Source organism: Lihuaxuella thermophila (genome assembly GCF_900110165.1).
Lineage (GTDB): Bacteria > Bacillota > Bacilli > Thermoactinomycetales > Thermoactinomycetaceae > Lihuaxuella > Lihuaxuella thermophila.
Genome location: NZ_FOCQ01000005.1, coordinates 18,043 through 32,920, shown reverse-complemented (window position 1 = coordinate 32,920; position 14,878 = coordinate 18,043). Strand labels below are relative to the sequence as shown.

The window sequence follows — 14,878 nt, the reverse complement described above, 5'->3', positions numbered from 1 at the left end:
TGCAGACCCCTTTGCAATAGTTTAATTCGCAACAATATTGACCAGTTTACCTGGTACGACAATGACTTTCCGCACCGTCTTCCCTTCGATCAGCATCCGGATCCTGTCTTGTTGAAGCGCTTGTTTTTCCACTTCATCACGGGAAGCGGAGGTGGGAACGACTAATTTTTCCCTCACTTTTCCGTTGATTTGCACTGCGATTTCCACTTCGTTTTGCACGAGAGCCTCCGGGTCGAATGCGGGCCAGGCTTCCTTGTGCACGCTCTCCTGTTTCCCCATCATTTGCCAGAGTTCTTCGGTGATGTGCGGCACGAACGGAGCCAATAATATGACTAACTTTTCCAACGCCTCGCGGAAGATGGAACGGTCAGCGTTTTCCGGATAGGCGTACAGGGCATTGACCAGTTCCATAATCGCGCTGATCGCGGTGTTGAAGTGATTTCGCTCTCCGATCTCGTGCGTCACTTTCTTGATCGTCTGATGCAAGATGCGGCGCAATTCCCGGGCATCTCCGGTCAACTCCCGTCCGGTGTCGGCTTTCTGGCCGAAGAGTGATTCATTTTGGGCGATCAAGCGCCATACCCGGTTCAAGAAACGGTAGCTTCCCTCAACTCCGGCATCGCTCCAATCCAAATCACGGTCCGGCGGTGCGGCAAACAAGATAAAGAAACGCGCCGTGTCCGCCCCGTACTTCTCGACAATCTCCAACGGGCTGACAACATTGCCCTTTGATTTGGACATCTTAAATCCGTCTTTGAGCACCATCCCCTGGGTCAAGAGACTTGCGAACGGCTCATCCACCGCGATCATACCGGCATCATACAATACTTTGGTAAAGAAGCGGGAATAGAGCAAATGAAGGACCGCATGTTCGATTCCGCCGATATATTCATCGACCGGCAACCAGTTGTTAACTTTCTCCGGGTCAAACGGCACCTCTGTGTTTTTGGAATCCGTATAGCGCATAAAGTACCACGAAGAGTCAAAGAACGTATCCATGGTATCCGTTTCTCTCCGCGCTTCCCTGCCGCAGGAAGGACAGGTGGTTTGAACAAAGGTCTCCGATGTGGTGAGCGGATTCCTCTTTCCGTCGAAGACGACATCTTCCGGTAAGAGAACAGGCAGATCTTCCTTGGGAACCGGAACCGTACCGCAAGCATCGCAGTAGATCATCGGAATCGGAGTTCCCCAGTAGCGCTGGCGGGAGATGAGCCAATCCCGCAAGCGGTAGTTGACCGTCGGTCCGCCCTGGTTGGTTTCGGCCAGGTGTTCGGCGATGGCGGAGAGAGCTTCCCGGTTGTTCATGCCGTTAAAAGGACCGGAGTTGACCAGCTTTCCATCCTCTGTATAAGCCTCCGTCAACGGTTCCTCCAGCGGTTCGCCTTCCGGTTGAATCACCACTTTGATCGGCAGATCATATTTCTTCGCGAACTGGAAATCACGCTCATCGTGTGCCGGCACGCCCATGACCGCGCCTGTGCCGTAATCCATCAATACATAGTTGGCCACCCAGATCGGAATCATCTCTCCGGTGAGCGGATGTTTGGCATAGGCTCCGGTCGGATAGCCCACTTTTTCTGCATCCGTCGAAGTGCGTTCAATCTCGGTTTGTTTTTTCATCTGTTCAATGAACTCGAGAATCACGGATTCGTTCTCTTTGCCTTTGATCAGCCGCGGCACGAGTGGATGCTCAGGCGCAACCACCATATAGGTAACGCCATACAGGGTATCCGGACGGGTCGTAAAGACGGTCACCCGTTCATCCTCCAATTCGGGAATGGAAAAGCTGACATGAGCCCCCTCGCTTTTGCCGATCCAGTTTCTCTGCATGGCTTTCACTTTTTCCGGCCACTTGGGCAGACGGTCCAACCCTTCCAGGAGACGTTCCGCATAGTCGGTAATGCGCAAAAACCATTGCTCCAATTCCTTTTTGGTTACTTCGGAATCACAGCGCCAGCATCGGCCGTTTTCCACCTGCTCATTGGCCAGTACGGTGCTGCAATCCGGGCACCAGTTGACAAACGCCTTTTTCCGGTAAGCCAGCCCCCGCTCGTAAAAGAGCAAAAACAACCATTGGTTAAAGCGGTAGTACTCCGGCAAACAGGTGGCGACATACCGGTCCCAATCATAGGAGACGCCCATCATGGACTGTTCCTTCACAAATCGGTCCATGTTTTTTAACGTCCATTCTCCCGGGTTGACGCCTCGGTTGATGGCGGCGTTTTCAGCCGGCAAGCCAAAAGCGTCCGCTCCCATCGGATGCAAGACCCTGTATCCGTTCATCCGTCGGAAACGGGCGATGACGTCACCAATGGAGTAGACGCGCATATGCCCCATATGAAGGCCGTCCCCCGAAGGATAAGGAAACTGTTCCAACGCGTAATACTTTGGTTTCGACGAATCTTCGTCCGTCGCATATAAACGGGTCCCGGCCCAGTGTGCCTGCCATTTGGATTCAATCTCTTTTGGAGTGTACTCCTTCACTTTTCTTCATCCTCCAAACCTGCGCAAGATCTTGCTTACGTTTTTTCTTCCCATATAATCATAAAACCTCCCGCCCCCAGCATTTTTTGGCTAGGGACGAGAGGTTAAATAACCATACCCGCGGTACCACCCTAATTAGTGTCTGCCATCGGCATACACTCACTCTGGATCCGTTAACGGGGATGAGCCGCCAAAGAGTACTAAGTGGTTCCCCTTTGGAGCGATGAGGTGAGTTCATTTGCTTGCCCAGATTGACTTCCACCAAACCGTCAACTCTCTGTGCTGGGTGAACAAATTACTGATCCTCATCCTAGCTTGTCAAATATTTATCTTAAATTATATAGAGCCGGATTGACCGGTGTCAATGCCCTTTTAACCAAAAATTCTTTTCATATCCACACATTTTACCCAATTTTTACGGAGTGTATACATGTCTACTGTACACGGACTTGACGCGCATCTCCCCATAATCGCTCCAGTCCGTAGAACTCACGTTCATCTTTGTGGAAAACATGTACAACCACATCACCGAGATCGATTAATACCCAACGTGCATCGTGGTAGCCCTCAATTCCCCGCAGCATGATATTGGACTCAAGGACTTTTTCTTTAATCCCTGACACAATCGCCTGCACTTGGGTTTGAGAGTTTCCGTGGCAGATCACAAAGTAATCTGCAAATACGGATAACCCGCGGATATCCAGGATGGTCACGTCCTGGGCTTTTTTTTCCTCGGCAGCGGTGGCTGCTAACTGAGCGATTTCCACCAGATTCAAATAGATTCCTCCCTTAAACGCATTTCATTTCGTTTCACTTGATCCAGCATGTCATTTCGCGCAAGCAAAGTGAGAGGATACACTTTTTGCCCGCGTTCGATCAAGAAGATGATGGTATTGTTCAATGCCTGCAGAACGGCTTGATCCAAATCGCTTTCGGCAAGCTCCCGCACCCGGTCCACACCCGGAAAACGCCGGCCGGGTTCGATGTAATCGGCCAAAAAAATGATCTTTTCCAGCTCGGACATGCGGGGGCGTCCAGTCGTGTGATAGCGAATGGCATTTAAAATGTCTTCATCTTCGATGTCCCATTCTTTCCGGGCCACTTCAGCGCCGACGGGAGCATGCCACAATTCTTTGTTATACGAAAGGAGATCTGGGGGGAGATGGCATGTTTTGATCCAGGAAATCAACTCGTTGTCCGGCCAAAACTTACAGTAGTCATGCAGGATAGCCGCTATTTCAGCACGGTCCGGATCGATCTTCACCCGCTTGGCGAGCCGGACCGCCGTGTCGGCCACACGGAGCGTGTGTTCCCATCTGGCGGGAGTCAGTTGTTTTTTAGTAGCTTGCAATAATTCATCACGATTCATACAACCGATGCTCCTTCATATACCGGCAGACCGGATCCGGGACCAGATAGCGGATCGATTTCCCGCTGTTGAGCCTTTCCCGGACTGCAGAGGATGAAAGATTGGTTTCAATCGCTTCCCGAATCCAAATGACCCGCTCCGCCATCTCAGCCGGCAAGTCATCCGTACTGAAGCCGGGACGCTGCAGACCAATGATTCGGACATATTGTAGGATTTTCTTTATTTTATACCAATGGGGTAAATCTTTCACCATATCTGCCCCGGCAATCAGAAAAAATTGGTAATTTGGGTATTTATCGGTCAATTCTTCCAGCGTATCAATCGTATAAGAGGGTCCTCTTCTCTCCAGTTCAATGCGCGATAAACAGAAATCCGGGTTGCCTTCAATCGCCAGCTCCACCATGCGGGCCCGATGATGAGCAGGTGTAATGGGTTTGTCCAGTTTATGCGGCGGCTCGCCAGCCGGTATAAACCAAACCCGGTCAAGCTGAGCTTCTTCCAGCGCTTGCTGTGCCAGGAGGAGATGCCCCAGGTGAATCGGGTCAAATGTTCCGCCAAAAACCCCAACCTTCATCTCCATTCACTCTTTCTATGTTTCTATTTCCTGTTCAAGATATTTCTAAAACCTGTTTCATAAGCGGTATGGGCGCCGGTTTTCCCATCCAGAGCTCCAAGGCGATGGCCGCCTGATGAATCAGCATTCCCAATCCGGTATGAATTTGTGCCCCCTTTTCTTGCCCCGCAATCAAGAATGCCGTTTGGCGGGGGCGGTAAACCAGGTCGCTGACAATGTGCCCTTCATGCAACCAATCGGCAGGGATCGGGCTTTCTTCTGTACAGGGGTACATGCCCACGGATGTGGTATTCACTACCAGGGTCGCTTCTTCCACAGCTGTTTTGCTGTCGGTAATCGAAACGGCAGCCGTCCGGGTCCATCGGGAAAGGTGTTCCGCCAGTTGTTCCGCTTTTTCGACGGTACGGTTGGCAATGGTAATCTTTTCGGCGCCCGCTGTTGCCAGTGCATAGCCGACCGCGCGGGCGGCCCCCCCTGCTCCGAGAAGCACTACCCGCTGCTCGGACAGCCGGATGTCGATCTCTTCCGTTAGCGACCGGAGATATCCGGCGCCGTCCGTATTGTGTCCAATCCATCTGCCCTGATGATAAACAACCGTATTGACGGCACCGATTTCCCTGGCACTATCGTCCAGTTCATCCAGGTGCGGGATGATGGCCACCTTATGGGGAATCGTCACATTCCAGCCTCGGAACTTTAATGCCTTCATTCCCTCTACCGCTTGCTTCAATTCATCCGGTGAAACATCATACGCCAAATAAATGTAAGGCATCTCCATCGCTTTCAGAGCCGCATTCATCATCTCCGGCGATTTGGAATGTCCTACCGGATGCCCGAGTAATCCCAGCGAACCTGTCTGGCTGGTAATCATTTTTTCTCCTCCCCTTAAAGATTGAAACGCCCGTCATGGGCGTTTAAATCATAGCCGGACGTGTTACCACCCGAATCCCTTCAGGAGCCCAGACATGAAGAAGTGCTTTTTCTTTGCCGCATGAGATCCAGCCAAGGCCTGTAATCACCACATCTTCTTTTTCCTTTCCCGACAGGTGGATCACATGCTTTGTCCATGGAGGCAACGTTTCCGGTTTGTCCGGCGGCACCAAGAGTTCGCCGTGGTGTTTTTCCTGGAAAACCTGCGCATGGTCCAGTTTCGTGCGGTGAACATACAAGCGGTTGGATACATAGCAGACAAAGGGCTGTCTGGGGCCGCTGACAAAGTCTAACCGGGCCAGCCCGCCCAAAAACAGCGTTTGCCTGTCATTTAATTGATACACTTTGGGATGGATCGTGGAAGATGGGACGATGACTTTGAGATCGTTCGGGCTCATCCATTCACTGATCCGGTCTTTGCGCACAATCCCCGGTGTATCCACGATCGCTTTACCGTCGTCCAAAGGAATGCGGATCGCGTCCAACGTGGTGCCGGGATAGGGAGAGGTGGTAATCACATCTTTTTCCTCGCCTCCCAAATCGCGCAGCAACCGGTTGATAAACGTGGATTTGCCGGCGTTGGTCGTGCCCACAATATAGACATCCCGCCCCTGCCGGTGCTTTTCGATGGCCTGGACGGCCTTGTCCATGTTGATTCCTTTGGCCGCACTGCACAAAACCACGTCAACAGGAGTTACCCCCAAGCCTTGGGCTGCTTCCATCAGCCACTCCCTCAACCGTCCCCATTTGACAGACCTCGGAAAAAGATCGATCTTGTTGGCCAGCAAGAGAAGCGGGTTGTTTCCGATATGACGGTGAATCCCGGGAATCCAGCTGCCTGCAAAATCGAACAGATCCACAATCTGGACGACCAGACTGTTGGTATCGGCAATTTCACTCAGCTTTTTTAAATACAGGTCAGGATCTTGGGCCACGGTGCCGATGTCGCCATAGTGCCGGATTCGAAAGCACCTTTGGCACAGAACCTCTTCCCGCGTGAGCGCCGATTCCGGAACATATCCCAGCTTACCGGGATCTTCTGTCTGGATCAGCACTCCGCATCCGTGACAAACATATTCTCTTTCTTCGCTCAATGATTTTCCTCCCAACGAAGCAAACCTCGTTTTTCCATCCAGCGAAAAACCAATCGTTCAATTTGCCGGTTTATTCTTGTAAAAAAGCCATCCACATTGGAGACGGGCGTCACCAAAATGGTGTATAAGCCCATCCGGTTGCCGCCAAGCACATCCGTCAAGAGCTGGTCACCGATGACAACGGTTTCTTCTTTATTGCTGCCCATCATTTGCAATGCTTTGCGAAATGCTTGAGACAACGGTTTTTTCGCTGTGTGAATATACGGAATCTGTAAAGGGGTAGCAAACTGTGAAACGCGCGTTTTCGTATTATTGGACACGATTATCACTTGAAAACCCATATGTTTCACTTCATCCAACCACTCGATCAGTCTGGGGGTCGCATCCGGGCGTGTAGACTCTACCAATGTATTATCCAGGTCAACGATGACCGACTTGATCCCGCGCCTCTGCAACTCATGAAAATCAATCGTATAGATCGATTGCGCATACATGTCAGGAATCATTGATTTTAACACATGCCCACCCCGTCCGTATCAAACTTATCGGCAATAAATATATCACAGTGCCTTCCCGGTTGCAAAAGGTTGTAATACGACTTTAACGTATTTGGCGGGTTCACTTTGGATTTTCTTTTCAACCGTCGGTTGGTTCAGCAGGCGCTTTTCAAGTGCATTTATTATTATCGACCGTGCAGGCATCGGTTCCTCTAGTTAATAGCATAGGATATAATGAGATTGGATAAATTTTTTACGAATGGAAAGGCAGGATTCCCATGTGATGGCTTGCCCCTACAAACAAAAAAATGAAATATGGACAAAGGGGAAATTACATGCATCCATCACTTTCTTTTCGCCTTCTCTGGATCGGACAATCTCTGGCCAATTTGGGAGATTCACTGTATATTTTAGCGATCGTCACTCTGATCTACCAATGGACCGGTTCAGCAACCTTAGGGGCACTGGTCCCTGTCGTCCGGCTCTTTTCCCAACTGATCAGCGGTCTGATTGCCCCTCTCTTGCTTGAACGGTTTAAACTTCTGCCGCTGCTGGTCATTTCCCAGGCAGGGCAAACACTGCTGTTTACCGGTTTAACCTTATTGTGCATCCTGGTCCCTTCCGCGGAGTTGACCGGATCCATCTGGTGGTTGATCGCAGCGATCTCTTTTTTTGACGGTTGGAGTACCCCTGCCCGGAATGCCCTGGTTCCGAGACTCGTATCGAAGGAGCAGTTGGTGAAAGCCAATGGTCTTCTCTCAACTACGGATCAGACATTGCTGCTGCTTGGCTGGTCACTGGGAGGAATGCTGGCGGCTGCCTGGGGATCCGGGAATGTTTTATGGTTGACCGTCGTTTTTTTCATTGTTTCCACATTGTCCCTGTTTTTCATCCGCGACCCCGCCCAACGGGACATAAATCCGCAACCCGAAACAAAGAATTGGAAAGTGATCAAAGACGGATGGCAAACGCTTTTTTCCCATCCGGTTTTGAAGCGCGTCACCCTGATGGATCTGCTGGAGCATGTCGCCGGTACGGTCTGGGTAGGTGCCGTCATCCTGGCTTATGTGGACAAGGTGCTGCATGAATCTGCCGCCTGGTGGGGATTCATTAACGGAAGCTATTTCGCGGGAGCCATTCTGGGAGGAATTCTGGTGATGGCTTTCTCCAAATGGATGGAAGCCCGGCTGATCAAGGCACTGTTTCTCGGCAGTTTCAGCATGGCTGTTTTAACTTTTGCCTATGCCGGCACCACCACTCCCCTGATTGCCCTCATTCTCTGCCTGATCATGGGGCCTCCCTATCAAGCACGGGAAATTGCCCAGCGAACGCTCTTTCAAACGGAGACCAGCCTGGAGCAAATGCCCAAGGTTTTTGCCGCGCACAATACGCTCACTTACGCGGTATTTGGCATCGCGGCTTTGGGAATGGGTTATCTGGCCGATCTCTTCCCTGTGCAAACCGTTTATTTCATTTCCGCTGCGTTGTGCGGGTGTGCTGCCCTGATTTCTCTAACCATCAAAATGAAGGAGCCGGCTCCTCAGCCTTCCCCGGCCGGCTATAAACAAAAACGAGCCTCTTAGTCAGGCTCGTTTATACTTTTGGCACTGCCCGGCTTCTGTCTGCCCTTTTTCAGAAGAAACCAGGTGACGGCGATGAGAATGGCCCCCAGGAAAAGGAACGTGCCAAATCGTTGCGAAACTTCCATGAAACGGTGGACAGTATGCAAACTTCCCAGATTTCCCACGAACAACAGCAACGTATTCCAAGGGAAAACCCCAAGATAAGTAAAAAAGAGAAAACGCCCTACCTTTACTTTGCTGATTCCGGATATATAGGAAATATAGTTTCCGAAGCCGGTGGGACGGGAAAAGACAATCGTCCACTCTCCATATTTATGGAACCAGGCTTGGGCTTTTTCGATTTTCTTCGCATCAAACTTTTTCTTCGATAATTGCTCCATTTTACAGCCGACGGAGTATGGAATCAGGGTAAACAGCGTGTACACGGCACTATTTAAAGCTCCGATCCATACGAGCTGCCACGGGCTCACCTGAAAAAGATAGCCGTACACGAGTACGAACAACGCTCCGGGAAACGGCAACGAAGAAGCTTCGATGGCAGTCGCCGCAAATAGCCCCCAGACTCCGCATTTTTCGAGAAAATCCAAAGCGTATTGCAGCATGTGCCCACTCCCTGATGAATTGAGTCATACGACGCTGCCCTTAATTAGAAACAGCATAAAAACATTCAGTATCCAGTATAGCATGAACCGGATGGAAGATGAAAAAAATCATCCGAAATCATCTGGAAAATATTTACCTGCTATGCTTGTTGAAACTGAATGCTCGCTTCCACTTCCAGCTCAACGTTTCCCCTGAGCGCATTGGAGATCATGCACGTTTTTTCCGCCTGTTCCGTCGCCTGTTTGATGCTCTTCAGTTCTTTTTCCCCGGCTGAGGTTTGAACGATTAACTTCGGGCGGTGAATAATTTTTTCAAATACCAGCTTCGGATCGGCACGAACAATTCCTTCCGTTTCCAGCGACAACTCTATCACCGGCAGCCGGCGCCGCTCAATAATGGCGGCCAAAGTGATCAGATAACAAGTCCCGGCGGCGCCAATGAGCATTTCATCCGGATTGGTGCCTACATCCGGCCCGTCCATCACTGCGGGAATGGATATTTGCGATTTTAAATGACCGGCATCAATCGTGCCTGTACCGTTTCTCCCGCCGGTCCAGGTAGCTTTCATAAAAAAATGATGTCGTGACAAAAAGATCCCCACTTTCTCTGGTTATGCACCCGTGTTTAGATCTATTATTATTTTATCAGAAGAAATCGAAGGACATAAGAAATGAAATCATTCGGCTGAAGACGCATCAGGGAGGATGAGACAGAAAAAGAGAGCGGAAAGCGCTCTCTTTTGCGTTACATTATTTGGTTTCTTCTTCTGTTTGCTGCTCTTGTTGAGAGTCCGTCTCGGCCATCGGTTTGGAAACATTCGGCAAAGGCTCCCTTACTTCCTCAGTAATGTCTTTGGAGACGATGCCTTGCCCAGTCTTCTTAGGATCGGACATATGAATCCCCCTAACGAAAATGATGTTCAAATTATTTTTAATTGCAGATAATATAATAATATATTTATTTATATCATGAATAGGTGGATTTACACTAGCCCGAAGGTGTTTTTTCAACGATTGGGGCAACTCCCGATTCATTTATCCGATCCGTTCCCAGGTCTGATTAAACCACCTGCAACTCTTTGGGAAAGCGCGTCAACGTTTCACAGCCCTTTTGAGTCACCAACACATCATCTTCGATCCGTACTCCCCCAATGTCCGGTACGTAAATTCCGGGTTCGACGGTAAATACCATTCCCGGTTGCAACAGCGAATCATTCGTCTCGTTCAGTGAAGGATATTCATGGACATCGATCCCCAAACCATGTCCAAGGCGATGCGGGAAAAACTCTCCGTAACCTGCTTCTTGGATGAACTTTCTGGCCGTCCTGTCCACATCCCCGATCCGCGTTCCGGGCTTACAAGCTTCAAGCGCTTTTAATTGTGCGTTCAACACCGTGTCATAAATCTTTCGCTGCTGTTCATTTACCGTGCGGAAGGCAACGGTGCGAGTGATATCTGAACAATATCCGTCCAAATTTACACCGAGATCAAAAAGCACCAAGTCACCCGCTTTCAACTCCCTTAAGCCCGGATGTCCGTGTGGCAGGGCGGTTTTCTCGCCAAATAAAACCATGGTGGCGAATGACATTTCACGGATTCCTTTTTTCTTCATTTCCCATTCGATCCGGGCGACCACTTCCATTTCGGTACATCCTTCTTTCAATGCGGAAATTCCTACTTCAACCGCGTAATCGGCCAATTTAGCCGCTTCTTGCAATACCTTGATCTCGTCTTCATCCTTAATGAGGCGCAGCTGGTTCATCGCTTCATCCACAGAAGCAAAACGAACATCAGGCACTGCCGACTGCAATTGTTCCGCACGCAAAAAGGAGAGATGCTCTTTTTCGATGGCAATAGTGGAATCTGCACCAATCGAACGCTTTTTCAGCTCAACGCCGATCATCTCCCAGGGATTTTGCACATCATCATACCCGAGAATCGGAAAAGACCAACCCGCACTTCGGGCACTGGCCACTTCCATCTTCGGGCAGACCAGAAAAGGCTCTGCATCCCGAAATACAAACAGGCCGAGCAGCCGTTCATGCGGCTGGCAATGAAAACGGGACAGATAAAAGACATTGTGCGGGGAATTGATGAAAGCGGCTTCAATCTCCTGTTGACGCAACCATTCGGAAAGCTTTTCCCATCTTTGTTTCATGTATAAACCCCCATTCAAAAATACAACCTTGTCTGTTTCTGGAATAATCCGGAGATGAAGGTGGACGGTATTAAGCCCGCCCCGATGCACAATCACAGAAACACTCCTGGTTCACATCACACATTCACAAAAAAACCCAGGAAACTTGACCCGCTGCTTTATTATACTTCATCCCCATGTCCCACAAAAACAAGCCTGCTGCAAAAAAGTGAATGAATGATTCCCACACGCATTTCAGGATGTGGGGAAGGGCCGCATTCCATCCATCACTACAACTGACCAACCGTCCATCTGCATAAAGGTTCTGGTTGCCCGTGATGGACACCTGTTCCCGGTTGAATGAATAGCCGGCATCATTTAGGTTTTACAGCGGCAATTACGGGGAATGAGAAAAAAATAGCCCGTGTAAGCAAACCGGGCGGGGCAGTTCCCATCAGATATACCGATCAAAAAGCAAGCCCCCTCTTTTAAGCTGTTTGTTTTTTTTGGCCATTCCATTTTGCAAAAGGGGATGATCTTTCATGCATTCTTATTATTTACAAAACAGGCATGAACTGCTAGAATTTTTATGCAAATAAAAGAGGTAATTTCGTTATTGATGAAGAATATATAAAATAGTACACAAGAAAACTTCCGATGCGACAAATACGGAACAGGAGGTAACGGAATGACTGGAAACAAAGGATATTTATGCGAAAATTGTGGCAAATTCCCTGCGAAGTATGATGCCCGGTCGATCATAGAAGGAAAAAACTATTTAGTCTGTTTTCACTGCTTAAAGGAGATGAACAGACTGAAAAAACATGAGCATCCTTCCCTGGCCGAGACTGATCTTTGCTCTTGGCCCGCCGACGACTTAAAAGAGAGCCCCTTCGGACGCCCTTTTTAATTCGGTTTTCCCCGTCTTCGCCTCCCGCCCCATTTCCCCGACTCCCCTTACCGGGGGGATTCCTTTGACCAGCCGAGAAAACGGTTCCATCGCGGCTGCTCCCCTTCCGACTCAACCGCATGAAACCAAGCCCCCGATTTCAAACGCTGGATGATCAAATCCAACTCCAGATGTCTTCAGCGCCGGAAATAAAAAAAGCCCCGGAAACAGCTCCGAGGTCTGTAGAAAATGGTTATTGCACCCATTACAATACCGGTTCAGCCGCCGGCCTTTCCTTCAACTGTTCTTGGCTGTCGGAAGAACGGTCCAACACTTTTTTGTGGTTGAGCAGCCAGTTGAGGAAGATGGCCGTAAAACTGCCCAGTACAATTCCGTTTTCAACGAGAAGTTTAACAGCATCGGGAACAGATTTGAACACTCCCGGCACGACGGCAGCTCCCAATCCTACTCCGACTGAACATGCAACGATCAACAAGTTTTCATTCCTCTTAAAATCAACACTGGAGAGCATGCGCACCCCGTAAGCGATCACCATCCCAAACATCGGGATCATGGCCCCGCCAAGCACTGCCGTCGGAATGATCGTCGTGATGGCGGCCACCTTGGGCAGGCAACCCAGCACGATAAGAATCAATCCGGCCGCAATCACCACCTTGCGGGTTTTTACTTTGCTCAAGGCAACGAGTCCGACATTTTGTGAGAAGGTCGTGTAAGGGAACGCATTAAAAATCCCGCCGATGACGATGGCTAATCCTTCCGCCCGCAACCCCTTTTTCAAGTCGTCGGAACCAACTTTCCTGTCACAGATATCCCCCAGGGCCAAATACACGCCGGTCGATTCAATCATGCTGACGATGGCCACAAGACTCATGGTAATAATCGCGGAGAGGTGGAATTCCGGAAGCCCAAAATAGAGCGGTTGAACCGGACGGAACCAGTCAGCTTCCCCCACCGCTTTCAAATCAACCAGCCCCATGAAGTAAGCGGCAACCGTCCCGATCAAGAGAGAAATGAGCACCGAAACCGAGCGGATATATCCGTTAAAAAAGCGGTTGATGAAGATCACCGACAGCAGGGTCAGCGCGGCCAGAAACAAATTTTGCCACGCGCCGAATGAAGGGGAGCCTTGTCCGCCCGCCACATTATTCATGGCCACCGGGATCAGGGAGACACCGATCGTCATAATCACGGACCCGATCACAACCGGGGGGAACCATTTCATGATCCTGCCGAAAAACTGGGCAACCACCATCACCACGATACCCGATGCGATCACAGCCCCATAAATGCCGGCAACTCCTTCAATTTTTCCGATGGCGATCATCGGCGTGACCGCAGTAAATGTACAGCCGAGAATCACCGGCAGTTTGATTCCCAGATGGCGCCCGCCAATCACTTGAATGAGCGAAGCAATTCCACATGTAAACAAATCAATGGAGACGAGATAAGCCAGCTGTTCCTGATTCATCCCCAAAGCAGGGCCCACGATCAAGGGAATGACCACGGCCCCCGCATACATGGCGAGCACGTGCTGCAGACCCAGAAAAGCCGTTTTCCAAATACTTAATTTCATTCCTCGCGCCCCCTTTACCTTTAAAAGACGAACGATAAGATCGAAAATGATTACAATCATTCGTGTATTTGATGTGTCCTATTTTATATCAAATTGCAGATAAATGTAAGACCTTTTTTTAGCAATTACCGATTTTCAGTGATTCGCCATAACAAGCAATCTGACAGATCCGTTCCTGACAGGAGAAATGGATGAAACAAACAGAAGGATCTTCCCATGATTAAATGTTCAAAGCCCCGGCTTTTCAAAAAGAAAGCCGGGGCTGTTCCGCATTACGCCTTCACCGCTTTTCTGATCCGTTCCAGTCCTTCCGTTAACACCGAACGGGGACATGCGATGTTCATCCTCGCAAATCCTTCTCCGCCGGGTCCGAACAGATAGCCTCGAGATAAGCCTACCTTTGCTTGTTTATGCCGGGGCATTGTCTATGAATCAAATCTGGCCTTTGGTCTCTCTTTGAATTTTCTCTAAAAAGGATTATTTTCCTTCTGCTTCTTTCTCAGATCGCGATGACAAAGACTCAGGCAGGGATAACACTTAATACTCCATTTTTCGAAAAAACCATCAAACATACAAACCATAACTGGTGATACTACATACCTATTTATTAGAGATGTTAGAAGCGTGGTCAAAAGAATGGCGATCGCGACAGCCAAAACACTCAAGAAAGAGAAGATCTACACGGATAAGGAGTGAGCGAAATGTTTGGAACCGGAAGATTAAGAGTAGTACGAGTACAGCGTAACATCGTAACTCTTCAGGCGGTAGATTGTAGAGACGGGATCTTTGCGGTAAGAATTTTCCCGAGAGGACGAAGATCCCGGACCATCCGATTTCCCGGATGTCCGCACAATGTGACGTTTAGTATCGATAACCAGACTACCCGGATTGTGATATTGGATTGCCAGGAACCCGGGGGCAGTTTTGATTCATCCTGGAGATGGAGCCCCAATCAAAATCAACCGATCAGAATCAGATTGTCCGAACTGTTGCAAAGTATCTAATCAACACTTTTCCCAAAAAATCCACTTGCAAGTGTGAGGAGTCTCAAGTTGAAGTAGTTTACAAATATAGGGTAAACTACTTTTTCTTTTGTGAGTAATCCTATTCCGTTCCGAACCCTAT

The 14,878-nt window shown here is 49.4% G+C and carries 14 protein-coding genes and 1 other annotated feature; of the genes, 1 reads left to right on the top strand and 13 read right to left on the bottom strand.

What is annotated here, in order from left to right; all coding sequences use genetic code 11:
- Positions 1 to 21 precede the first annotated feature (21 nt).
- The 7 genes from leuS to BMW55_RS06525 all read right to left on the bottom strand — a co-directional run bounded on the left by leuS (position 22) and on the right by BMW55_RS06525 (position 6,957).
- Complete coding sequence (gene leuS, locus BMW55_RS06555; protein ID WP_089966589.1) at positions 22 to 2,484, bottom strand: leucine--tRNA ligase; 2,463 nt, start codon at positions 2,482 to 2,484, stop codon at positions 22 to 24.
- Between the two features lie 89 nt (positions 2,485 to 2,573).
- Positions 2,574 to 2,805 (bottom strand) — a binding site (T-box leader).
- Positions 2,806 to 2,918: 113 nt separating this feature from the next.
- On the bottom strand, positions 2,919 to 3,260 hold the full coding sequence (gene rsfS / locus BMW55_RS06550; protein ID WP_089966587.1) for a ribosome silencing factor: 342 nt from the start codon (positions 3,258 to 3,260) through the stop codon (positions 2,919 to 2,921).
- On the bottom strand, positions 3,257 to 3,853 hold the full coding sequence (yqeK, locus tag BMW55_RS06545; RefSeq protein ID WP_089966585.1) for a bis(5'-nucleosyl)-tetraphosphatase (symmetrical) YqeK: 597 nt from the start codon (positions 3,851 to 3,853) through the stop codon (positions 3,257 to 3,259). Before yqeK ends, rsfS begins: the two co-directional genes overlap by 4 nt.
- On the bottom strand, positions 3,843 to 4,427 hold the full coding sequence (gene nadD / locus BMW55_RS06540; RefSeq protein WP_244527467.1) for a nicotinate-nucleotide adenylyltransferase: 585 nt from the start codon (positions 4,425 to 4,427) through the stop codon (positions 3,843 to 3,845). Before nadD ends, yqeK begins: the two co-directional genes overlap by 11 nt.
- 34 nt (positions 4,428 to 4,461) lie before the next feature.
- The gene (gene aroE / locus BMW55_RS06535) at positions 4,462 to 5,298 is read right to left on the bottom strand and encodes a shikimate dehydrogenase (protein WP_089966580.1); all 837 of its coding nucleotides are present in this window, start codon (positions 5,296 to 5,298) and stop codon (positions 4,462 to 4,464) included.
- 43 nt (positions 5,299 to 5,341) lie between these two features.
- Complete coding sequence (gene yqeH / locus BMW55_RS06530; protein ID WP_089966577.1) at positions 5,342 to 6,451, bottom strand: ribosome biogenesis GTPase YqeH; 1,110 nt, start codon at positions 6,449 to 6,451, stop codon at positions 5,342 to 5,344.
- A complete protein-coding gene (locus tag BMW55_RS06525) occupies positions 6,448 to 6,957 on the bottom strand; it encodes a YqeG family HAD IIIA-type phosphatase (RefSeq protein ID WP_280139755.1) in 510 nt (169 codons plus the stop codon). The genes yqeH and BMW55_RS06525 overlap by 4 nt, the downstream gene beginning before the upstream one ends.
- A gap of 326 nt (positions 6,958 to 7,283) precedes the next feature.
- Here BMW55_RS06525 and BMW55_RS06520 point away from each other — a divergent pair, with 326 nt between their 5' ends.
- Positions 7,284 to 8,531: an MFS transporter gene (locus BMW55_RS06520; RefSeq protein WP_170839778.1), complete on the top strand. Its 1,248-nt coding sequence runs from the start codon at positions 7,284 to 7,286 to the stop codon at positions 8,529 to 8,531.
- Here BMW55_RS06520 and BMW55_RS06515 read toward each other — a convergent pair.
- The 6 genes from BMW55_RS06515 to BMW55_RS06495 form a co-directional block, all read right to left on the bottom strand.
- Positions 8,528 to 9,133 carry a DedA family protein gene (locus BMW55_RS06515; protein ID WP_089966571.1) on the bottom strand — a complete coding sequence of 202 codons (606 nt, stop codon included), beginning with the start codon at positions 9,131 to 9,133 and terminating at the stop codon, positions 8,528 to 8,530. The genes BMW55_RS06520 and BMW55_RS06515 overlap by 4 nt on opposite strands.
- Positions 9,134 to 9,273: 140 nt before the next feature.
- Complete coding sequence (locus BMW55_RS06510; protein WP_089966568.1) at positions 9,274 to 9,723, bottom strand: SACOL1771 family peroxiredoxin; 450 nt, start codon at positions 9,721 to 9,723, stop codon at positions 9,274 to 9,276.
- A 160-nt stretch (positions 9,724 to 9,883) separates the two neighbouring features.
- Positions 9,884 to 10,027 carry a hypothetical protein gene (locus BMW55_RS19285; RefSeq protein ID WP_170839777.1) on the bottom strand — a complete coding sequence of 48 codons (144 nt, stop codon included), beginning with the start codon at positions 10,025 to 10,027 and terminating at the stop codon, positions 9,884 to 9,886.
- A gap of 166 nt (positions 10,028 to 10,193) precedes the next feature.
- Positions 10,194 to 11,291 carry a M24 family metallopeptidase gene (locus tag BMW55_RS06505; RefSeq protein WP_089966972.1) on the bottom strand — a complete coding sequence of 366 codons (1,098 nt, stop codon included), beginning with the start codon at positions 11,289 to 11,291 and terminating at the stop codon, positions 10,194 to 10,196.
- Positions 11,292 to 12,147: 856 nt separating this feature from the next.
- The gene (locus BMW55_RS19810; protein ID WP_280139747.1) at positions 12,148 to 12,270 is read right to left on the bottom strand and encodes a hypothetical protein; all 123 of its coding nucleotides are present in this window, start codon (positions 12,268 to 12,270) and stop codon (positions 12,148 to 12,150) included.
- A gap of 154 nt (positions 12,271 to 12,424) precedes the next feature.
- Positions 12,425 to 13,753: a nucleobase:cation symporter-2 family protein gene (locus BMW55_RS06495; protein ID WP_089966564.1), complete on the bottom strand. Its 1,329-nt coding sequence runs from the start codon at positions 13,751 to 13,753 to the stop codon at positions 12,425 to 12,427.
- Positions 13,754 to 14,878 lie beyond the last annotated feature (1,125 nt).